Raw genomic sequence first — 20,738 nt, forward strand, 5'->3', positions numbered from 1 at the left:
ATGTCAGTTCTGAGTGAAATCATCACGTCAGTCGTTGAGAAGAAACCGTACCCGAACGTTTTTGATCTATAAACTGCACATGCTTCTTCAGGCATGGTAAGTCAAGATACCTCGGTGAACGCTTACAAATTTAGGATATCTAAGATCAACTCGTTGAACATAAACTCTCCTATATTCATATAATGATAAGTCCAAGGTTTCTTTAATAGAAAATAAATATTTAATCACTAATCCACCATGATGGTTAATCACAGGAAGAGAAAGAAATCTCTTTTCATTGGTTAGAGTACGATGTCTAGTTGAAGTAAGTTCTTTCATTAGTTATCTCTATGGTTGTTTGTTCATAGAAGGTAACTATCTTGTTATTTTTATAGTTATTTAATTTAAATGTTCTATATATATTATTATACCAGCGCATTTTACTCATTTCTTTATCTAACAAACCTTGCTATCACCGGATTGTTCAAAATAACGTCACGTCTCGACACTCTGATAAAAGATCATGATAGAGTTAAGTAAACCTTCTTCACAAAAACCGCTTCAATCCCCTGGTAGGATCACAAAAAACAACGTTCACTCTAGAGTTAAATCATGATTTAATCTACAATAAATCTACAATAAATTTATCTTTAATTGTCAATAAAACAACTGTAAACCGACGACAAAAATACAATAAAAAACTGTATTTATCACAAAAAATACATATATAAACAACATTAATTAGTGGGATAGAATATGGAAATTAAATGTAAAAAAACAGGATTAAATGTTGTTGATATTATAAAAATTAAAAAATATATTGAAGAAAGTGATATTAACTTTATAAAAGCAAAGGTGTTAGCCAACTACTGCAAGGATATAAAACAAGGTAATGATATTATAGCTTATGGTATTTTAAAATCATACAAAGATAAAGTAGTAATTAAAAATAAACCAAATCGCTTGAATTTAAAATCAGAATTCGAAAATGATGTTAAATTTATTTCATCAAATTTAATTTCTTCATCAATCAACATAGAGTCAATTATAGAAAAATTAAACAACACCGGTGTAATTAAAAGTGATTTACTTTGGATTGACAGTTCTAATATTAGACAATGTTACTATTTAGCATCATGCTTATATCTTTCTAATATTTTTCATCAAATCACAAATGAAATTATACCTCTTGAAGAAAAAGATTTTGACTTTGAACACTTGGTTATCAATAGATCAAATGAATTTGAAAATACAAGTTCCATTAATTTATCCACATTTTCATTTAAAGAACACTTAACCTTAAATATAGAAAGCAGTCCTAATATTATGTATGATCACATCCTACTTGATATAATAGTCAATAGTATGTTGCTAAATAAAAACTATCAACAACAATTAAAAGTTTTTTGGTTAAATGCTAATACAATAAAGTATCAATGGTTAGATGTAAAAAATAAACAACAGGTTGATTGGGCTTATTGCTATCTTAAAAAAAACCATATATCTGGTTGGTTTTTACCAGAGGCAGACAGAGAAGATTATATCCATAAGTATTACTCATCCATCGTGCTATTAGATCTTTGGCCGGCATCACAGAAAATTAACGGGTTAGGAAATAAGTTTGAATTCATAGAAAAAATGAAAAGGTCTTGGTCTCAGCAAAAAAGTCGATTAAAAAATAAAAATAAAAAAACATTCACTTTTTCGATGGAAAGTAATGTTGAACCAAAAATAGAAAAACTCTGTAAAGATAACCATATTAATAAGAGCAAGCTAATAGAGAAACTAATAAATGACGCTTTTGATTCCTTGTAAATCGTATCATAATTTTGCAGGTCAAAATCAACCCGTAAACATGAGTTTAAAGTTCTCTATTAGAAACTCGCTTTCGAATCTAATCCTATACTTCGCTCTCTACCCAAGCCACAGCTCGTCCACCGAGCTGAACTTGGGTAGGGAAGTCATTTTGTTCGATGAAACGGTACATACTCGAACAAGATAAACCAGTTAAAGCCAGCACTTCTCGAGAACGGATCAAGCGAATATTGTTTGGCATATATCACCTCTTGCGCTGGTTAATTTCAAAAAGATGACATATGTCTAATTTTATTTATATTTGATACAAAATAGTTACTTAAGCTTTTACCAAATGTAAATGCTCCATACCAGTAACACTGTAACTTCCATAACTTGATTTCTCAATATGTTCACTCCACCAGCTCATTAGCTTACGGCGAGAGTCTAAATAGTCAGTACGGTTATAAGCCTTACGTATTTGGTTTTTATCCGTATGGGCAAGCGCAGCCTCAATAACATCTGCATCAAAGCCCTGTTCATTAAGTGTTGTACTGGCCAAAGCACGAAGACCGTGAGCTGTCGTCCTATCTTTAAACCCCATCCGCCCTAGTGCTTTATTTGCTGTTTCTGAATCGGTTGGGACTTTCGGGTTACGGCTCGAAGGAAATATATAGTCTCGATGTCCGCTAATTGGCTTGATCGCTTCAAGGAGCGCTAGAGTCTGGGGCGTTAGAGGAACAACATGCTCGCGGTTCATCTTCATTCGCTCTTTCGGGATAATCCATAGCTGGTTTGCCATGTCTATTTCTTCCCAGCGAGCGCCTGACGCTTCATTAGGGCGAACCATGGTATGAAGCTGCCATTCAATCAGAAAGCGCGTCACATGCTGAATATTGGCGGTTGCTACCGTTCGAATAAGCTCATGCATCTCATGAGGCTGTAGCGCTTTCATGTGCACTACTTTGTGCTTCTTGAATACGTCACGGATACCAGATAATGGATTAGAATGAATCACACCGCTGTTTACAGCATAATTCATGATCTCGTTCATCAGTTGGGCGGTACGTTTTACGGTTTCTAGTAAGCCTTGTGTTTCAACGGGACGCAACGCCGCAATAGCGATAGGCGCCGTGATTTTGCTAACGGGTATCGTGCCTAGCTTGGGAAAAGCATAGAGCTCCAGTTTGCGCCAGTTACCATTGAGAGTCTTCTCTTTTATCTGCCCTTCCTTGTTGCCTTCCACTGCTCAGCGACAAACTTGAACGTCGCATTTTGCTCGACAATAACTTTGGCCTTTTGCTCTTCTTTGGCCAGTTGAGGATCAATACCATCCGCAAGCATCTTTCGGGCCTCTAGCGCTTTCTCTCGCGCTTCTGCCAAGGACATGTCTGGATAAGTACCAAAGGAAAGATAAGTGATTTTGTCCTGACCAGGTCGTTTATAACGAAACTGCCAAGAACGTGAATTGCTTGTACGCACACAGAAGTAGAGATTGCCGCCATCAGATAAGCGATAGAGCTTATCTTTGGGCTTTGCCGTTTGGATTTGCCTAGCCGTAAGATTATTCGCCATTTTGATCCCTCAAGTAATACCTGAACAAAGCTCAATTTTCGAAAAAATCTAGGTATTACTTTTGGTCGATAACTGCTTAACTTACATCAAGTTAAAGATCGAACTGATAGAGAAAATGACAACAAAGTAATACCTGATTTAGTGCTCAAAAGTAATACTAGCATCAAGTAGGAATACTGGGTATTACTTTAGGTATTACTCTAGACAAGCGCTTTTACGACACTTTATGGAACGCCACGAAACCGTAACTCATTGATTTTGATAATTTTTAGATAAGAAAAAAGACGTCCTGAGACGTCTTTAAACTTGAATGTGGCGGTGAGTGAGAGATTCGAACTCTCGGTACGTTGCCGTACACACACTTTCCAGGCGTGCTCCTTCAGCCACTCGGACAACTCACCGTAATGGGCTAGCATCTTGTGCTAACGAGGCGTTAATTTAGTGATATTCATTAATAGGGTCAAGCAGAAATCTTAAAAAAACTCACATCTTGGCTTGTTTGGCTAATTATTACCTCATTTGTTCAAAAAACCTTCATCAGTTCCCTGGATGCTCGCATTGATCGTACGTTTAGAGTTAAGATAACTTCACTTTTTGCTGTTGACTATGAGGCTTTACTTTGACCTTAAACGATATTCTAAGCGCTGCAGATTTAGAAGATAAACTTCTTAATGAAGCGAAAACCCAGGGCTTTATTACTGCCATGGCCCTCGCGCCGAATGTTCTTCCTCCTTCAGAATGGTTGCCATTTTTGTGGGGTGGTGATGATACGGCTCCCTTTAGTGATGCAAAGCAGATGGAAAGCTATTTTGGGTTGATTATCCGTTTATGGAATGAATATCGCCCTGCTCTTTTAGACGGCAGTTGGTCTTGGCCTGAAGGATGTGAACTGGATGAAGAAGATATCGTCACACAGAATACTCGTGATTTCTGTGAAGGGGTTTTACAGGGCTGGCAATTAACGCGTGATGATTGGGAAGTGCTGATGCCAGAAAATAGTCAAGAGAATGCCCTGATGGGGGGGGTGTTGTTATCGTTGAGCATGTTGTACGATCCAGAAACGTCTTTGGCCACCTTAGCTGAACAAGGTATGAACGATTTAGATCAGTTTACTGAAATCTATAACGCGATTCCTGTGATGCTATGTGGTTTGACTCAGCGTGCCGCCGATTTAGCGGAGTCTGATTCTCAATAACCACGCCAGCGATCACAACCATCTAAAGCATCAACTCAAAAAAACCGTCAGTCGCAACTGACGGTTTTTTCATTAAGCGTTCCCTTGTACTTGGCGATTGAGCTGCTCAGCAAAATCCAACATGCGATTTAAAGGCACCAAGGATTTCACTCGTGTCGCTTCATCAACAAACACCTCATGCTCTTCACCGCCATCGCGGAGTGCTTGTTCTATGGCTTTCAATCCATTCATTGCCATCCACGGGCAATGAGCACAGCTGCGGCAGGTGGCTCCTGCACCAGCCGTGGGCGCTTCAATTAATTGTTTCTCTGGCACCATTTGCTGCATTTTAAAGAAAATGCCTTTGTCCGTTGCCACAATCATGGTTGATTGAGGGAGTGTTTTTGCTGCCTTGATTAATTGACTGGTCGAGCCAACCGCATCAGCCAGTTCAACCACACTGGCCGGAGATTCAGGGTGAACGAGAATCGCAGCATCTGGATACAACCCTTTCATTTTGCGTAAGGCATCGGCAGAAAACTCATCATGTACTACGCACTCTCCTTGCCACAAGAGCATTTCTGCTCCGGTCTTTTTGGCAATATAAGCGCCAAGGTGACGGTCTGGTCCCCAGATAATCTTTTTATCTTGTGAATCAAGATGCTCAACAATATCTAAGGCAATGCTTGAGGTAACTACCCAATCTGCGCGCGCTTTAACTGCGGCTGAAGTATTGGCATAAACAACAACGGTGTGCTCGGGATGGGCATCACAAAATTCGGTGAACTTATCAGCAGGACAACCTAAATCAAGCGAACACTCGGCTTTTAAGGTTGGCATCAGAATCCGCTTTTCTGGAGTCAGTATTTTCGCTGATTCCCCCATAAAACGTACACCAGCAATAATTAGTGTGGTTGCAGAATGACGATTACCAAATTTAGCCATTTCTAGTGAATCGCCGACAAAGCCGCCCGTCTCTTCAGCTAAGGCTTGAATTTCTGGGTCAGTATAGTAGTGGGCGATCAGTACAGCATCTTTCTCTTTTAGTAACCGCTTAGTGCTTGCTAAATAGGTAGTTTTCTCCATCTCACTAAGAGGAATAGGCTTAGCTGGGAAAGGGTAAACGGTGTCTATTTTATCCAGTATGTGACTCATTGCTCTGCTCTATGGATCATTATAATAATTCGCATATTGTACACTGTATCGGTCATCGTACACAAAAAAACCAGACTTAAATCAACATACCCTCCCCATTTGAAGCTGCAGCGGTGTTGGCTCCGTTCGTTCACTCCAATCGCATAGTTTCTATGCTCATGGGAATTCACTCATTTGCCGCTTACTTGCAACTCAACGTAGTTGAGGTATAGAGCACTTAATAAAAAGCCACTCATAAGAGTGGCTCAGCATTATCCATTTATATCAATTCGTTACTTTAATTTATCCTGAGCGGCTTTCGCCGAAGCACTATTCGGATATTCATTAATTACTTGCTGATAATATTTCTTTGCTTGCGCCGCATTATTATTACGCGCAGCGATATCACCGAGCTTGACTAAAGCATCGGCGCGTTTATTCGAATCGGAATAACTTAATACCGCCGCAAAGCTTTTCGCTGACTGCTGATCTTGTCGCTTAGCGAAATGTAACTGACCAAGCCAGTAGTGGGCATTTGCCGCAAAACTAGAATCCGGATAATCAGCTTGGAATTTTTCAAATGCTGCTATCGCACCAGCGTAATCACGCTTTTTTAAAATTAAATCCACGGCATTCTGATAAGCCGCTTGCTCGTTTACATCACTACTAAAAGTGCCGAGTGGTAACTCATCACTTTGATTGCTAGCTGTGACATCTGCTACAGATGGCGATTGTTTAGCTGCACTACGTAGATTATCGAGTTCAACAAACAGTTCACGCTGGCGCTGCAACATTTGCTGCATATCGTAGGTATTTCTTTCTAGTTGGCCACGGAGCTCATTAATTTCTAGTGCCATTTCATCGAGTTGCTGCTGCATTTGCAACTGCATACGGTTGCGATTTTCAAGCAATCGTTCTAAACGGGCAACATCACCTTCATTTGACACGCCGCGGTTAGCCGACGTTGAGACTGAACGCTGACTAAGATCGGATACTGGAGCTGGTGCAGCGAGCGTAATGCTCGCTGCACTTGCCAGTAACGTAAGCGTAAAAACTTGCTTTAAGTTACTGAACATGAGGGATACCTCAATTAGTAAACAAGAACAGCTCGGCGGTTCTTCGCGTAAGCTTCTTCAGTTTGACCTAGAACCAGTGGTTTTTCTTCACCATAGCTCACGATCGAAATTTGATTGGCTTGTACACCCAGAGCCTCTAAATATTTGGCTACAGCGTTAGCACGACGCTCACCAAGCGCAATGTTGTACTCTGGCGTACCGCGCTCATCAGCGTGGCCTTCTACTGTCACTTTTAGACTCGGGTTTTTGCTTAGGTAAGCAGCATGGGCAGCAAGCATTTCTTCGTAACTACGTGCGATAGTGGCATTGTCAAATGCAAAGTAAATGGTTTGCGTTTCACGAAGTGCTTGCTCTTTAAGCTCTTGCTCTGACAACTGGCCATATTCACCGATTGGAGAAACAACGGTAGTATCAACACCACCCGCGCTACCAGACGTAGTTTGGTTAGTCTGTGAACCTGACGCTGATGCGGCGTCATCACTTGAGCTACATGCAGTAATAGCTAAAACAGGTAGCGCAATTAGGAGTCCCTTGAGAACTTTATTAAGTTGCATCTTATTTTCCTTACTATGAAATAGTTAGTTGCTAAATTATATGTTGGCTATAAAAACGGAGACCACGCTGGCGATCTAACTCGTCCATTGGTTGCCGGTAACCTTGCTTTAAATCGCCCATCAATAGAAACCATCGATAAGACGTTGGCCTGATTATACATCGAACTATAAATAACCATGCCACCATTTGGAGCAATACTTGGAGACTCATCTAACAAAGTTTGTGTTAATACTTGTAATGCACCGGTCTCAAGATCTTGTTTGGCTATATGAAAGCCTGAATTACTTCGATTCACCATGATCATGAATCGGCCATCCGGGGTAATCTGCCCACCGAGATTCTGCCGTCCTTGCCATGTCAATCGGTCCACCGCCTGATTTGCCAAATTTACTCGATAAATCTGCGGGTTACCACCCCTATCTGAGGTAAATATGAGCGACTTACCATCAGGATGCCAAAATGGTTCGGTATTATTTGAACGGCCATGGGTGATTTGTGTGAGTTTACGAGAAGCTAAATCAAGCGTATAGACTTGCAGCGTCCCAGTTTTCGACAGAACTAATGCCAGTGTTTTACCATCTGGAGAAAACCTCGGTGCACCATTATGTCTTGGATATGAGGTTAATTTTTCACGTTCCCCAGTGTAGATATCCATAATAAATATCTCAGCTTGGCCATTTTGAAAACTGACATAAGCCAACTGACGACCGTCTGGTGACCACGCTGGAGACATCAATGGCTGTTTAGAACGCAGCACCAAGCGCTCATTATAACCATCGTAGTCAGCAACACGTAATTGATAAGGGAAAGAGTCTTTATCATTAACGACAACATAAGCGATACGCGTTAAAAAAGCCCCCTTTTCACCCGTTAACTCTTCATAAACCAGATCAGAGATACGATGCGCATATTCACGCATCCGTGGCGCAGGTATCGTAGCGACTTTGTTAAATAACACATGATCTTTAGACAGCACGAGCTGCCCATCAGCACTTAACGCTCGGCTTTGCCCTTGGGTCAACTGACCACGAACCACGTCAACCAACTGATAATTAATAACATAATTACCTTGTTGATTGAGAGTAATTGAACCGGTCAGTAATGCATCAACGCCAATTCGAGTCCATGCATCAAACGTAACCTCAGTTTCACTGTAAGGCGTTTGTGGCATTCTATCGGTGGCAATGGGACTAAACTTGCCACTGCGTTGTAAATCGGAAGCAATCACCGCCGAAATATCTTCCGGTAGTGGTGTTTTTCCTTCCCATTTAAAAGGAACAATGGCAATTGGACGAGCAGAATTAATACCGTCGGTAATCACCAACTCTAGTGCCCCATAGGCAAGTTGCATACTACTGGTGAAAACCAGTAACCATCCTATTATTAATCGCTTTAACACAAACGGTTCCTTTTACTCAGGTGCTACAGTTAAATTAATGTTTTTCAGCCTTTCAATAAGATCCTTTTCATCGGCGGTAGGAAGAGGGAAACTACCAACTTTTGCTACCGCTCTCTTAGTCGCTGCGCATAGCCGATTATCGCCATTGAGTACTTGAACGTCACCTACTATAGCATCTGTGCCAGTAGGGATGAGACGTAAATTAACTCGACACTGTCGTCCTCGAAAACTATCCTCAAGCAGCAAGTTTTGTTGGATCATTTGGGTATAGATAGCTCCCCAACGCTGCGCTTCATTGGCAAGATGCTGTGATCGCGCTGCGGAAATGCTTTGCGCTTCACTTTCCAGACCAGAAAAAATGCTGTTCATCGCCGCTTCTTGCTCTTTGCGCTCACGCTCTAGTCGAGCCAAACGTTGCTGCTCTTGTCGAGCTTTTTCTGCCGCCTCTTTAGCGGCTTTTTCTTTGGCAATTCGTTCTTGTTCAGCGCGCTTTGCTGCTTCTTGTTCTTGACGCGCCTTTTCTTGCGCGGCCTGAGCTGCTTTCTCACGAGCAATACGCTCTTGTTCTGCTTTCGCTGCCGCGGCTTCTCTTGCTACTCGCTCCGCTTCGGCTTTTTTGGCTGCTTGCTCTGTAGCTTTACGTTGCGCTTCAGCTTTTGCAGCACGTTCTTGCTCTTGACGCGCTTTTTCTTCAGCCACTTGACGCTGTTGTTCTTGCTGTTGACGAACCCGCTCAGCTTCTCGAGCCGCTTGTGCCTCTCGCGCTTGCTGCTCTTTCAGTTGACGAATGCGCTCTTCTTCGGCTTTTCGGTTACGTTCGAGCTGTTCGGTTTCACGACGCAGCTTATCTAATCGCTCTTGCTCTTGTTTTGCCGCAGCCTCACGCTGATTACGTATCTGCTGTGCTTGTTGTTGAATCAAGCTAGGATCAATCACGACCGCTTGCATCATCGCTCCAGCAGAAGGCGTTTCTGGTTTTGACTGTGTAAAATCCGCACCCCAAAAAAGCACCACAACTAAAAGAACATGAAGGGCAACCGAAATCAACCATGGTTTATTATCGGCACGTTGCAATGTTTTTTTTGCTTTCATTAGCAATGGCAAACCTATTATTTTATGTCTGTTAATAGACCGACTTTTGCAACACCGGCTCGACTCAATTCATCTAAAACTAAGACAATTTCCGCATATGGTGTCGCAGCATCTCCCCCAACGGCAACGGGTGAATCCGGTTTTAATGATAACTCAGCTTTTACTCGAACAATCAAATCTTGCAATGAGAGTCCACGTTGCATCTCTTCATCATTGACGCTTAGTCCTAAGTTACCCGCTTGATCAACCTCAACAATGATAAAGCTTGCTTCACTGTCTCCAGCAAGCTCTGCCGTTGATTGAGCGATGGTCGTTCTCGGCAACTCAACCTCTACCCCTTGAGTAATGAAAGGTGAGGTCACCATAAAGATGATCAACAACACCAACATGACATCGATATAGGGTACGACATTGATCTCTGCTGTCATCTTCCGTTTCTTCGGTTGATAGCCAGTCATGCGTTATTCCCTACCCGCCATCGCTTGGCGGTGTAAAATACTATGAAACTCTTCGGAAAAAGTAGCGTAAATATGTTCTAGCTTAGTCACTTTACTGCTGAATCGATTATAAGCAATGACGGCTGGAATGGCAGCAAACAGACCCATTGCTGTTGCGACCAAAGCTTCGGCAATACCAGGAGCTACCATGGCTAACGTCGCCTGCTTAACAGCACCTAAGGCGATAAAGGCATGCATAATCCCCCAGACCGTTCCAAATAGGCCGATATATGGAGTAATTGAGCCAACTGTCGCTAAAAAAGGCAAATGCGCTTCTAGCTCATCAACTTCACGAGCGACGGTCACTCTCATCGTCCGCCCGGTACCTTCCATAATATAATCTGGTGCATTGGCGTTACTTTTGTGTAAACGAGCAAACTCGGTAAAACCGCTGTAGAAAATCTCTTCGGTACCTTCTAGCGTATCTTTACGCTTTTTGACCTCTTGATACAAAATAGACAGGTCGGTGCCTGACCAAAATTTATCTTCAAATTCTTCGGCTTGACGTTCCGCTTGTGCCAATGCTTTATGACGTTTAATAATCACTGCCCAAGAAGCAACTGACATAGCTAAAAGAATTAACATCACCAATTTAACCAGTAAACTGGCTTGTAAAAATAGATCGAGCATTGAAATATCAGCAGTCACTATGAGTAAACTCCAAAATCATTGATTGAGGCAATCCAATCGGCCTCATTTTCTGGTTATCGATACATGCTACCTTAACTAAGGCTTTACACAATAGCTGTCCGTTAGGATTGACCAGCTCTTGACAGAAAGTTAAAGAGACTTTTTTAAGTTCAACGACCGAGGTTTTCACGGTTAATTGATCATCCAAACGTGCAGCACGGATGAAATCAACACTCGCACTTCGGACCACGAAACCGATATTTTGTTCCAATAATTGCTGTTGAGAAAAACCCAACGAACGCAATATTTCGGTACGCGCACGTTCAAAGAACTTCAGATAATTGGCATGATAAACCACACCACCCGCGTCGGTGTCTTCATAATAGACCGTTATCGGCCAATCAAAAATTTGCCCCATAATGCCAAGTCGCCTCAGTCATGGTTAAGATGAGTTGATTACTATACCGCATCTCGGCAGCGCGAGTACAAGAAGAAGCGTAAGATTTTGTTGGAATGTGCTAAAAAAATAGCGCTATCTGATTAAAAGATAGCGCTATCGTTACTTTGCTGTCGTGTCAGTCTTATGAATGACTTTACGATACTCCTGAAAAACGCAAGAACAAGAACCCAACGAGGATTGGCAGTGAAAAGTAAGGACTAAAAACGCCTTGCCATAACCAATAACGTGGCTTGAAACCAACCCCGTAAACCATACTTGAACACATTGCCCAAATCAGTAATGGACCAATAATGGCATTGAACCCACCAATACTCACTGCATAGGCTTCAGGATCCCACATGACCATTGCAACATGGTAAAACCCTAACACCATAACTAATGCTCTAAGAGCACCTTTATCTAATGGTTGATGCAGTCTAGTGAGTCGTTCAGACCAATCACTCACGGTCTTTATCCATCATTTCAGAGTGCTCTAACCAAAGAGCATTGATGATGCCAAACGCACAAGCCAGCAATACACCAAGAATCCATGCAAAATACCACATTGTTTCGCTCCTTAGTAAAGTGAGTTGTTGTTATCTTCGATGTACTTGTTATCCAAGCGACCGAACATTTTATAGTAAGACCATACCGTGTAACTCAAGATAATAGGGACCATAACAAAAGCTACCCCAGTCATTAAGTTCAGAGTTAACTCACTCGATGTTGCATCCCACATGGTTAGGCTATGACTTGGTACTAAGTCTGAAGGCATGACAAATGGGAACATCGCAAAACCAGCGGTTAAGATGATCCCAGCATTACCAAGACTTGATACTAAAAACGCCAAAGCGCATTTTTCAAAACGTGACGCTAAAACAGCCAGTAGCGGCATAACCACCCCAAGCGCAGGAGCCAACCACAAGATAGGATACTGTTGGAAATTATGCATCCAAGCACCCGCTTCACGAATTACTTCTTTATTTAGCGGATTAGAGGCAGCCGAAGTATCAATTGCACTGACAATCACATAACCATCAATATGTTGAATCCAAAAACCACCCAACACAAACAAGACAAAGGTTAACAAACCGGCTAATTGTGCGGTATTGCGTGCACGAGTATGCAAATCGCTGGTGGTTTTCATTTGTAACCACGTGGCACCTTGCATCAAGATCATAAACAAGCTAACTAATCCGCACACTAAAGCAAAAGGATTGAGCAAACCAAAGAATGAACCGTGATAACTTGGCATCATCAGTTCGTTCAATTGGAAAGGAACGCCCTGTAACAAGTTACCAAACGCGACACCGAAAATGATTGGTGGCACAAAACCACTGATCGAGATACAAATGTCCCAGGTATTACGCCATTTTGGATCTTCTATCTTAGAGCGATAGTCTAAGCCCAGAGGGCGTAACCAAAGCGCAGCAAGAGTGACCATCATCGCCAGATAAAATCCAGAGAATGATGTGGCATAAACCAAAGGCCAAGCGGCAAATAGTGCACCACCAGCGGTAATGAGCCACACCTGGTTACCATCCCAGTGAGGGGCAATCGAGTTAATCATCACTCGACGCTCAGAGTCGTTTTTACCCAAAATAGGGACTAATGCTCCAACCCCCATATCAAAGCCATCGGTGATGGCAAAACCGATAAGTAGGACACCAATCAGTACCCACCAAATCAGTCGTAAGATCTCGTAATCAAACATATTGCTTTCTCCTTGCCTAGGCTTCGACTTGACGGTTGACTTTGTCTTCCAACGAGCTGCCATTTTGTTCGAAATGGTAGCGGCCAGTTTTCAAGCTACTTGGGCCTTTACGAATGAACTTCAGCATTAAATACACTTCAGCAATAAGGAATAACGTATACAGCGCTAAGATCGCAATCAGTGATGTCCAAATTTGTCCCGCCGTCAATGCGGATGCCGCAACGTTAACCGGAAGTATTTCACCGACCGCCCAAGGCTGACGACCGTATTCAGCGACAAACCAACCCGCCTCAGCAGCAATCCATGGTAATGGAATACTCCATAGTGCCGCTTTGAGTACCCACTTTTTCTGCTCGATTTTTTGGCGACAAGTTTGAACAAACGCCGCGCCGAACACAAACAACATAATAAAGCCACAGACCACCATGATACGGAAAGACCAGAATAGCGGCCATACCGTAGGGATAGAATCGTCTGCTGCGGCTTGGATTTGCGCCTCTGTGGCATCAACAACATTCTCAGTGTATCGTTTTAGCAGTAAGCCATAACCGAGATCTTGCTTAACCTCATTAAAGGCCAGCATGTTCTCTGCCGATTTATCACCGGCACGAAGTTGCTGTAATAGGTCGTAGGCATACATACCATTACGGATACGATCTAAATGCTCTTCACGTAGATCACGTAAACCGGTGACTTCTTTATCTAATGAACGAGTCGCGATAATCCCCATCAGATAAGGAATTTTGACCGCATAATCCGTTTGCATCGTTTCTTGGTTAGGAATACCAAATAGGGTAAACGCAGCAGGAGCAGGTTCAGTGTGCCACTCAGACTCGATAGCCGCTAGTTTTACCTTTTGTACATCACCCAGCTCATAACCTGATTCATCACCAAGTACAATTACAGACAGGACTGCGGCAATACCAAAAGAGGCAGCGATAGCAAATGAGCGACGAGCGAACGCAACATCACGTCCCTTCAGTAGGTAGTAAGCGCTGATACCAAGAATAAACATCGCCCCGGTGGTGTAGCCAGCAGCCACTGTATGAACAAATTTAACTTGTGCGACCGGGTTGAGTACCACATCAGCAAAGCTAACCATCTCCATACGCATGGTTTCAAAATTGAACTCAGCACCTACAGGGTTTTGCATCCAACCGTTAGCAACAAGAATCCACAAGGCAGAGAAACTAGAGCCTAAAGCAACCAGCCAAGTTACGGTAAGGTGTTGGCGTTTAGAAAGCCTATCCCATCCAAAGAAGAACAAACCGACAAAGGTTGATTCTAAAAAGAAAGCGACCAGCGCTTCAATGGCGAGCGGCGCACCAAAAATATCGCCGACGTAGTGGGAATAGTAAGACCAGTTAGTTCCGAACTGGAACTCCATGGTCAAGCCAGTCGCCACACCCAGTGCAAAGTTAATCCCGAAAAGCTTACCCCAGAACTTTGTCATGTCCTTATAGATTTGCTTATCGGTCATTACATAAAGTGACTCCATAATGGCGAGTAAAAACGCCATGCCCAAAGTCAATGGAACGAATAAGAAGTGATACATCGCTGTCAGTGCAAACTGCAACCGCGATAGCTCCACTACATCAATCATGGTAACTCCTTTGTGTCGGCTGAATGACACTTATGACATAACGCCCAACGTATACGTGAATTAAACGTAAGATCACCGCTTAATTTCTTGTAATGAATTGTTGCAATTATGTGCCGTTGTGGTTAGTAAATCGTTAAGCTCTAGCTAATATAGCTGCGACTAATACTACTGCCAAAGACCCTGAGTTTCAAAGGGTTTGTTTGGGAAAGCGCTTTGATTTAAATCAATTTCCGTGATACATCAATGCGCAAAAAAACAACAAAATGATACAAATCAAGAAAAGGTCAGATTGGGTGTTTTAATAAGGTAAAAAAAAGCAGAGTGGATACGGATATTAAACACAATCAGTTAACAATAAACTCAATTAGTCTATTTTTCGTCATTTTAAGTAATGTGTAAAAATGTGACCGAAATAAAAATATTTTGAGCTTATTCCGCTTTTTCTATCGTGGAGTATTAAGCACTCTCCTCACGTCGGTTCATGTCGCCACTCAATAGCCAGCTAGGCTCTGACATAAACACACATAAATCATACAGAGCACGTATGACATGGTCATAAAGGAATCACAGGAGATATTTTGCAGATAAGGTAACCTCAATACTGCCGATAGTTGAAGCGTTCGACAGTATTGAGTTTATTGATCAGAAAAGCGAAGCTTTACCTCGATTGATGATGAAATAGCGTATCGAATTGAAATCAGAGACTACTTTTCTATTCCAAAATGCAGATAAGCTCGATCGGTTGCAATACGTCCACGAGGGGTACGCTGCAAATAACCTTGCTGAATAAGGAAAGGTTCTAATACATCCTCAATGGTATCTTTCTCTTCGCCAATCGCCGCGGCCAAGTTATCAAGCCCAACGGGACCACCAGAGAATTTTTCCATGATCGCCAACAGTAGCTTTCTGTCCATATAATCAAAACCGAGATGATCGACATCAAGCATATCGAGCGCTTTACCCGCCGTATCCAGACAGATATGTCCATTTCCTTTCACTTCTGCATAATCTCGCACTCGGCGCAATAAGCGGTTAGCAATCCGTGGTGTACCTCGCGCGCGGCGCGCGACCTCTAATGCCCCATCCGCATCCATTGATAGTCCAAGGCATTGCGCGCTGCGCTGCACAATATTCTGTAAATCAGCGACATTGTAATATTCTAGACGTTGGACAATACCAAAGCGGTCGCGTAATGGTGAAGTGAGCGATCCAGCGCGGGTGGTAGCTCCAATCAGGGTAAAAGGCGGCAAATCGATTTTAATTGACCGAGCAGCAGGACCTTCACCGATCATAATATCTAATTGGTAATCTTCCATGGCAGGATAGAGTACTTCTTCGATCATTGGACTCAGACGATGAATTTCATCAATAAATAGGACATCATTTTCATCCAAATTGGTCAGCAACGCGGCAAGATCACCGGCTTTTTCCAATACTGGACCTGAGGTAGTACGAATATTCACGTCCATTTCGTTAGCGACAATATTAGCTAACGTAGTTTTACCCAGTCCAGGAGGACCAAAAATTAATAAGTGATCGAGAGGTTCACTGCGTTTTTGTGCCGCTTGGATAAAAATTTCCATTTGATCACGAACATGATCTTGTCCTTGATAGTCGGCAAGTTTTTTCGGTCGAATAGCCCGATCTATCACTTCTTCCTCTTTAAAAGCAGGACTGATTGGGGCAATAAGGCGATCGGCTTCGATCATAACAGAGATTCCCATGGTGTAATGATAAGGGCGACAGAGTCAGTATTAATTAGCATAGTTTAAGGTGGTAAGTGAGACGCTGCAGCCAAGCAGACAATAAACCTATCATCATCAGACCATTGATTTTAATGCTTCTCTAATTAATTGCTCACTGGTCATTCCCGGTTTTGCCATTTGAGAAACCACTTTAGAGGCTTGGACGGGTTTATAACCTAAAGAAAGTAAGGCACTGATCGCCTCTTCTTGAGCATTTTGCTCTGCAGTTACAGGGGAATGATCTAATGGTGCAGCATCCGTCGCTGGGGTAAATAAGTCGCCGCTTCCCCAGCCTTTAAGACGGTCTTTCATCTCAACTAATAATCGTTCGGCGGTTTTTTTACCTACTCCAGGCAGTTTAATCAAGGTTGAGATATCCTCACGTTCAACGCAAGCCACAAACTGGCTTGCCGTCATACCGGATAAAATCCCCAGTCCCATCTTCGGACCAACCCCATTGGCTTTGATCACTTCTCGAAATAAAGCCCGCTCGCTCACCGTATTAAAACCATACAAAAGTTGGGCATCTTCGCGGACCACAAAATGCGTGTAGATGATCGCTTCTTCATTAATGTTCGGCAGTTCATAAAAACAACTCATCGGCATTTGTACTTCATAACCAACGCCATTGACTTCAATCACGATTTGCGGAGGTTGTTTTTCTATTAATAGGCCACGCAGACGTCCAATCACTGGAATTTCCTTGCTGATAACTAGGAGAGAATGAGTTAGATAATAATAAATAACTGGATGGATAGCCAGTTAAACTCAGCGATAACGTCCACGCCGAGCATGGGTGGCTTTACCAGCTAAAGCCAATAACGTTTTATTGGTGTTGGCATGGCAGATAGCAACCCCTAACGCATCCGCGGCATCCGCTTGAGGCTTTGCTGGTAATTTTAACATTTGTTGCACCATATGCTGGACCTGAGTTTTATCCGCCCCCCCTGTCCCAACTACCGCTTGTTTAATCAAGCGCGCCGCGTATTCATAAACGGGTAAATCAGCATTCACGGCGGCGACAATGGCACTACCACGAGCTTGACCCAGTTTTAACGCTGAATCGGCATTTTTCGCCATAAATACTTGTTCAATAGCAAAAGCATCTGGCTGAAATTGAGTGATGATTTCACTCACTCCAGCGTAAATTTGTTTGAGTCGTAAAGGAAACTCCTGCTCTGAGGTACGAATACAACCACTACCAAGATAAATAAGCTGACGGCCTTGTTGACGAATAACGCCATAACCAGTAATGCGTGATCCGGGATCGATGCCCAGAATTATTGACATGTTTTATTCCTAGTTGAACGACTTAAACAACGTGTGATTATCACTAGTCCGTGAAGATAAACCATTAACATAGCTAAAAATATCGTGGACAAGGCATAAAGTGTCATTCATCACTCGCCACGTTAGATAAAAAGATAATACTCAGCAGAAAAGAATACAGCGGGCCATAAACCCGCTGTGTCGTAGACATGGTTCGCTTATTTGCGTCGCCAAGTGGTTCCGTTCGGACCATCCTCTAAAATAATGCCCATCTCTGTCAGCTTGTGACGAGCAAGATCCGCATTAGCCCAATCTTTATTCGCGCGTGAGTCATTACGCAGTTTGATCAACGCTTCGATTTCCTCGGCTTGGTCATCATTTGCAACCGAACTTTGCAAAAAGCGTTCTGGCTCTTGGTATAGAATACCAATCACATCCGCTAACTCGCGCATTAATGCCCCTAAAGCACTCGCCTGAAGCATATCTTCTGTTTTAAGTCGGTTAACTTCACGTGCCATATCAAATAAGACCGAGTAGGCCTCTGGGGTATTAAAATCATCATTCATCGCGCTGGTAAAGCGGCTGACATACTCTTCACCACCAGCCGCTGCGACCGTCATATCCAAACCACGCAAGGCAGTATAGAGACGCTCTAAAGACGCTCGAGCTTGAGTGAGGTTTTCTTCACTGTAATTTAATTGGCTACGATAATGCCCAGACATTAAGAAATAACGTACGGTTTCTGGATCATAATGTTGCAACACATCACGAATGGTAAAGAAATTACCCAGCGATTTTGACATTTTTTCTCTGTCTACCATCACCATGCCACTGTGCATCCAAGTATTCACATACTGGGTATCATGAGCGCAGCAAGATTGGGCAATTTCATTTTCATGATGAGGAAACTGTAGATCCGAGCCACCACCATGGATATCAAAGTGATTACCCAAGATAGAAGAATTCATCGCTGAACACTCAATATGCCAACCAGGACGTCCAGGCCCCCATGGGGATTGCCACGTGGGTTCACCCGGCTTAGACATCTTCCATAATACAAAATCGAGTGGGCTACGTTTTGCAGTCTCAATATCAACGCGAGCACCGGCCTGCAGTTGGGTTAAATCTTGCTTGGAGAGTCGGCCATACTCTTTAAATTTGCTGACTTCAAACATAACATCGCCATTGTCTGCAACATAAGCAAAACCGCGATCAATTAGCCGTTCTACCAAAGCAATGATTTCTTCAATATAAGCCGTGGCACGTGGTTCTACATCAGGACGCAATATATTGAGCGCATCAAAATCGGTGTACATCTCTTGAATAAGTCGTTCCGTCAACGAGTCACAAGATTCTTCATTCTCAGCGGCACGTTTAATGATTTTGTCATCAATATCAGTAATGTTGCGCACGAAAGTTAAATCATAACCCAAATAGCGTAAGTAGCGTGATACCACATCAAAAGAGACAAAGGTACGACCGTGACCAATATGACAGAGATCGTATATGGTGACTCCACAGACATACATGCCAACTTTTCCGGCTGTAATGGGTTTGAATTCCTCTTTCTGTCTTGTGAGTGAGTTATAAATCTTCAGCATGATCTCTATCTACTTACCGTTAATTACTAAAATGATGAACGAGTATAACAACTCTATTATCACTAGGTCATCCATTTGGTGTTTTGAATGCGCAAAAAGTTAGGCTAAAATCAGCCATTCATACAAAACAAGTAAAGGTAATAGCTATGATCACCCTACATACCAATTTTGGTGACGTAAAAATTCAACTGAATACCGAGAAAGCCCCTGAAACCAGTGCTAACTTTTTGCAATACTGTCGTGATGGTTTTTACGATAACACGCTTTTTCATCGTGTGATTGATGGCTTTATGATCCAAGGTGGTGGTATGACTTCTGGTCTCCGAGAAAAAGCCACTCGTGCGCCAATCCGTAATGAAGCAAACAATGGGTTAAGCAATAAAACAGGCACACTGGCAATGGCACGTACCATGGATCCACATTCAGCCAGCTCGCAATTCTTTATCAACGTCAATGACAACACTTTCCTTGATTTTAAATCTGAAAGTCGTGACGGCTGGGGATACTGCGTCTTTGGTGAAGTGATTGAAGGTATGGATATTGTTAATAAGATCAAAACCGTTAGTACCGGTTCTTATGGCATGCATCAAGACGTCCCACTGGATGAAGTAGTGATTACTCATACCACTATCGCAGAATAATCAATGGATGGAGCGCGGCTGCGCTCCATTAACGGCCTTATGCACACACTGTTTATCTCAGATCTTCATCTGACCCCTTCGCGCCCCGATATTACGGATTGTTTCATTCAGTTTATGCGCAAGGACGCCATACAAGCCGATGCTCTCTACGTATTGGGGGATTTATTCGACTTTTGGATCGGAGATGATGATCCCACCCCTTTTAGTCAGCAAATTAAACAAGAGTTTCAACAACTGACGTCTGCTGGTGTACCGTGTTACTTCATCCATGGTAATCGCGACTTTTTAGTGGGTAAACGTTTTGCTAAAGACACTGGCGTGACCTTACTTGAGCAAGAGGCACGGATCAACTTGTACGGCACATCCGCGGTGGTATTACATGGTGATACCTTATGCACCGAAGATGTTCGTTATTTAGCCTACCGTGAAAAAGTCCATCAACCTTGGCTACAATGGGTATTTAACCGATTACCTTATTGCTTAAAAAAACGTATTGTTCGACGTGTACAAACCGATATTCGCAGCGATAAAGTTCATAAAGCCATGGAGATCATGGATGTCACCCCTAGCGAGGTGGTCAATGTAATGAACAAACATCAAGTCGCGCTGATGATCCATGGACATACCCATCGACCAGCCATTCATCATATCGATAAAGATGGGACAAAAATCCGGATCGTTCTTGGCGATTGGCATCATCAAGGATCGGTACTGCGCTATTCTCCACAAGGCTACGCTTTAGAAACGCTCCCTTTCATCACAAGGGTTGATTAGCTTTCAATAATAAAAGACTCTTTTCAAGAGCATCCATTGGGTTAGCC

Annotated in this window: 21 protein-coding genes, 1 tRNA gene and 1 pseudogene; 4 read left to right on the forward strand and 19 right to left on the reverse strand. The window is 42.7% G+C overall.

Annotated elements, in window-relative coordinates; translation table 11 throughout:
* The first annotated feature begins 735 nt into the window (after window positions 1–735).
* Window positions 736–1,794, forward strand: coding sequence for a hypothetical protein (locus tag FKN93_RS10500; protein ID WP_170905073.1), 1,059 nt, complete (start codon window positions 736–738; stop codon window positions 1,792–1,794).
* A gap of 85 nt (window positions 1,795–1,879) precedes the next feature.
* Here FKN93_RS10500 and FKN93_RS10505 read toward each other — a convergent pair whose 3' ends face one another.
* The 3 genes and pseudogenes from FKN93_RS10505 to FKN93_RS10515 form a co-directional block, all read right to left on the reverse strand.
* On the reverse strand, window positions 1,880–2,035 hold the full coding sequence (locus FKN93_RS10505; protein WP_170905074.1) for an AlpA family transcriptional regulator: 156 nt from the start codon (window positions 2,033–2,035) through the stop codon (window positions 1,880–1,882).
* Window positions 2,036–2,113: 78 nt separating this feature from the next.
* Window positions 2,114–3,348: pseudogene (locus tag FKN93_RS10510) on the reverse strand (tyrosine-type recombinase/integrase).
* A 313-nt stretch (window positions 3,349–3,661) separates the two neighbouring features.
* Window positions 3,662–3,749: transfer RNA gene (locus FKN93_RS10515), tRNA-Ser, on the reverse strand.
* A gap of 218 nt (window positions 3,750–3,967) precedes the next feature.
* On the opposite strand from FKN93_RS10515, the gene FKN93_RS10520 reads away from it, so the two are divergent.
* Window positions 3,968–4,543, forward strand: a complete 576-nt coding sequence (locus tag FKN93_RS10520; RefSeq protein ID WP_158143734.1) for a UPF0149 family protein — start codon at window positions 3,968–3,970, stop codon at window positions 4,541–4,543.
* 72 nt (window positions 4,544–4,615) lie between these two features.
* On the opposite strand, the gene nadA is transcribed toward FKN93_RS10520, so the two are convergent.
* The 16 genes from nadA to cysS form a co-directional block, all read right to left on the reverse strand.
* The gene (gene nadA, locus FKN93_RS10525) at window positions 4,616–5,677 is read right to left on the reverse strand and encodes a quinolinate synthase NadA (RefSeq protein WP_040904210.1); all 1,062 of its coding nucleotides are present in this window, start codon (window positions 5,675–5,677) and stop codon (window positions 4,616–4,618) included.
* A 272-nt stretch (window positions 5,678–5,949) separates the two neighbouring features.
* Complete coding sequence (gene ybgF, locus FKN93_RS10530; protein ID WP_170905075.1) at window positions 5,950–6,732, reverse strand: tol-pal system protein YbgF; 783 nt, start codon at window positions 6,730–6,732, stop codon at window positions 5,950–5,952.
* Window positions 6,733–6,746: 14 nt separating this feature from the next.
* Complete coding sequence (gene pal, locus FKN93_RS10535; protein WP_004394967.1) at window positions 6,747–7,286, reverse strand: peptidoglycan-associated lipoprotein Pal; 540 nt, start codon at window positions 7,284–7,286, stop codon at window positions 6,747–6,749.
* 47 nt (window positions 7,287–7,333) lie between these two features.
* Window positions 7,334–8,686, reverse strand: a complete 1,353-nt coding sequence (gene tolB / locus FKN93_RS10540) for a Tol-Pal system beta propeller repeat protein TolB (protein ID WP_004394966.1) — start codon at window positions 8,684–8,686, stop codon at window positions 7,334–7,336.
* 12 nt (window positions 8,687–8,698) lie between these two features.
* Window positions 8,699–9,778 carry a cell envelope integrity protein TolA gene (tolA, locus tag FKN93_RS10545; protein WP_004394965.1) on the reverse strand — a complete coding sequence of 360 codons (1,080 nt, stop codon included), beginning with the start codon at window positions 9,776–9,778 and terminating at the stop codon, window positions 8,699–8,701.
* A gap of 17 nt (window positions 9,779–9,795) precedes the next feature.
* On the reverse strand, window positions 9,796–10,236 hold the full coding sequence (locus FKN93_RS10550; RefSeq protein ID WP_004394964.1) for an ExbD/TolR family protein: 441 nt from the start codon (window positions 10,234–10,236) through the stop codon (window positions 9,796–9,798).
* A 3-nt stretch (window positions 10,237–10,239) separates the two neighbouring features.
* Window positions 10,240–10,923 carry a protein TolQ gene (gene tolQ, locus FKN93_RS10555; RefSeq protein ID WP_004394963.1) on the reverse strand — a complete coding sequence of 228 codons (684 nt, stop codon included), beginning with the start codon at window positions 10,921–10,923 and terminating at the stop codon, window positions 10,240–10,242.
* Window positions 10,913–11,323: a tol-pal system-associated acyl-CoA thioesterase gene (gene ybgC, locus FKN93_RS10560; RefSeq protein ID WP_004394962.1), complete on the reverse strand. Its 411-nt coding sequence runs from the start codon at window positions 11,321–11,323 to the stop codon at window positions 10,913–10,915. The genes tolQ and ybgC overlap by 11 nt, the downstream gene beginning before the upstream one ends.
* A 175-nt stretch (window positions 11,324–11,498) precedes the next feature.
* On the reverse strand, window positions 11,499–11,810 hold the full coding sequence (ybgE, locus tag FKN93_RS10565) for a cyd operon protein YbgE (RefSeq protein ID WP_050782709.1): 312 nt from the start codon (window positions 11,808–11,810) through the stop codon (window positions 11,499–11,501).
* Window positions 11,803–11,910 (reverse strand): cytochrome bd-I oxidase subunit CydX, encoded by a 108-nt coding sequence (cydX, locus tag FKN93_RS10570; protein WP_010319196.1) that lies wholly within the window; start codon window positions 11,908–11,910, stop codon window positions 11,803–11,805. The genes ybgE and cydX overlap by 8 nt, the downstream gene beginning before the upstream one ends.
* 11 nt (window positions 11,911–11,921) lie before the next feature.
* A complete protein-coding gene (cydB, locus tag FKN93_RS10575) occupies window positions 11,922–13,058 on the reverse strand; it encodes a cytochrome d ubiquinol oxidase subunit II (protein WP_004394961.1) in 1,137 nt (378 codons plus the stop codon).
* A 16-nt stretch (window positions 13,059–13,074) separates the two neighbouring features.
* Window positions 13,075–14,661: a cytochrome ubiquinol oxidase subunit I gene (gene cydA, locus FKN93_RS10580; RefSeq protein WP_170905076.1), complete on the reverse strand. Its 1,587-nt coding sequence runs from the start codon at window positions 14,659–14,661 to the stop codon at window positions 13,075–13,077.
* 704 nt (window positions 14,662–15,365) lie between these two features.
* Complete coding sequence (gene ruvB, locus FKN93_RS10585) at window positions 15,366–16,370, reverse strand: Holliday junction branch migration DNA helicase RuvB (RefSeq protein WP_115152648.1); 1,005 nt, start codon at window positions 16,368–16,370, stop codon at window positions 15,366–15,368.
* 111 nt (window positions 16,371–16,481) lie between these two features.
* Window positions 16,482–17,099, reverse strand: a complete 618-nt coding sequence (gene ruvA, locus FKN93_RS10590) for a Holliday junction branch migration protein RuvA (RefSeq protein ID WP_004394958.1) — start codon at window positions 17,097–17,099, stop codon at window positions 16,482–16,484.
* 75 nt (window positions 17,100–17,174) lie between these two features.
* On the reverse strand, window positions 17,175–17,696 hold the full coding sequence (gene ruvC / locus FKN93_RS10595; protein ID WP_004394957.1) for a crossover junction endodeoxyribonuclease RuvC: 522 nt from the start codon (window positions 17,694–17,696) through the stop codon (window positions 17,175–17,177).
* 197 nt (window positions 17,697–17,893) lie between these two features.
* Complete coding sequence (gene cysS / locus FKN93_RS10600; protein ID WP_154167712.1) at window positions 17,894–19,276, reverse strand: cysteine--tRNA ligase; 1,383 nt, start codon at window positions 19,274–19,276, stop codon at window positions 17,894–17,896.
* 146 nt (window positions 19,277–19,422) lie between these two features.
* Here cysS and FKN93_RS10605 point away from each other — a divergent pair, with 146 nt between their 5' ends.
* Window positions 19,423–19,917 carry a peptidylprolyl isomerase gene (locus FKN93_RS10605; protein WP_004394955.1) on the forward strand — a complete coding sequence of 165 codons (495 nt, stop codon included), beginning with the start codon at window positions 19,423–19,425 and terminating at the stop codon, window positions 19,915–19,917.
* 39 nt (window positions 19,918–19,956) lie between these two features.
* Complete coding sequence (lpxH, locus tag FKN93_RS10610) at window positions 19,957–20,691, forward strand: UDP-2,3-diacylglucosamine diphosphatase (protein ID WP_154170623.1); 735 nt, start codon at window positions 19,957–19,959, stop codon at window positions 20,689–20,691.
* Window positions 20,692–20,738: the final 47 nt, after the last annotated feature.

The sequence above is a fragment of the Vibrio sp. A8-1 genome (assembly GCF_013048685.1).
Taxonomy (GTDB): domain Bacteria; phylum Pseudomonadota; class Gammaproteobacteria; order Enterobacterales; family Vibrionaceae; genus Vibrio; species Vibrio metschnikovii.

Bases quoted from the DNA above. Each gene is read 5' to 3' on its own strand.
- lpxH (WP_154170623.1), top strand. From the start codon at position 19,957: ATGCACACACTGTTTATCTCAGATCTTCATCTGACCCCTTCGCGCCCC.
- FKN93_RS10500 (WP_170905073.1), top strand. From the start codon at position 736: ATGGAAATTAAATGTAAAAAAACAGGATTAAATGTTGTTGATATTATA.
- pal (WP_004394967.1), bottom strand. From the start codon at position 7,286: ATGCAACTTAATAAAGTTCTCAAGGGACTCCTAATTGCGCTACCTGTT.
- ybgF (WP_170905075.1), bottom strand. From the start codon at position 6,732: ATGTTCAGTAACTTAAAGCAAGTTTTTACGCTTACGTTACTGGCAAGT.
- FKN93_RS10550 (WP_004394964.1), bottom strand. From the start codon at position 10,236: ATGACTGGCTATCAACCGAAGAAACGGAAGATGACAGCAGAGATCAAT.
- FKN93_RS10605 (WP_004394955.1), top strand. From the start codon at position 19,423: ATGATCACCCTACATACCAATTTTGGTGACGTAAAAATTCAACTGAAT.
- ybgC (WP_004394962.1), bottom strand. From the start codon at position 11,323: ATGGGGCAAATTTTTGATTGGCCGATAACGGTCTATTATGAAGACACC.
- tolA (WP_004394965.1), bottom strand. From the start codon at position 9,778: ATGAAAGCAAAAAAAACATTGCAACGTGCCGATAATAAACCATGGTTG.
- ruvC (WP_004394957.1), bottom strand. From the start codon at position 17,696: ATGTCAATAATTCTGGGCATCGATCCCGGATCACGCATTACTGGTTAT.
- cydA (WP_170905076.1), bottom strand. From the start codon at position 14,661: ATGATTGATGTAGTGGAGCTATCGCGGTTGCAGTTTGCACTGACAGCG.
- ruvB (WP_115152648.1), bottom strand. From the start codon at position 16,370: ATGATCGAAGCCGATCGCCTTATTGCCCCAATCAGTCCTGCTTTTAAA.
- cydX (WP_010319196.1), bottom strand. From the start codon at position 11,910: ATGTGGTATTTTGCATGGATTCTTGGTGTATTGCTGGCTTGTGCGTTT.
- nadA (WP_040904210.1), bottom strand. From the start codon at position 5,677: ATGAGTCACATACTGGATAAAATAGACACCGTTTACCCTTTCCCAGCT.
- cydB (WP_004394961.1), bottom strand. From the start codon at position 13,058: ATGTTTGATTACGAGATCTTACGACTGATTTGGTGGGTACTGATTGGT.
- cysS (WP_154167712.1), bottom strand. From the start codon at position 19,276: ATGCTGAAGATTTATAACTCACTCACAAGACAGAAAGAGGAATTCAAA.
- FKN93_RS10505 (WP_170905074.1), bottom strand. From the start codon at position 2,035: ATGCCAAACAATATTCGCTTGATCCGTTCTCGAGAAGTGCTGGCTTTA.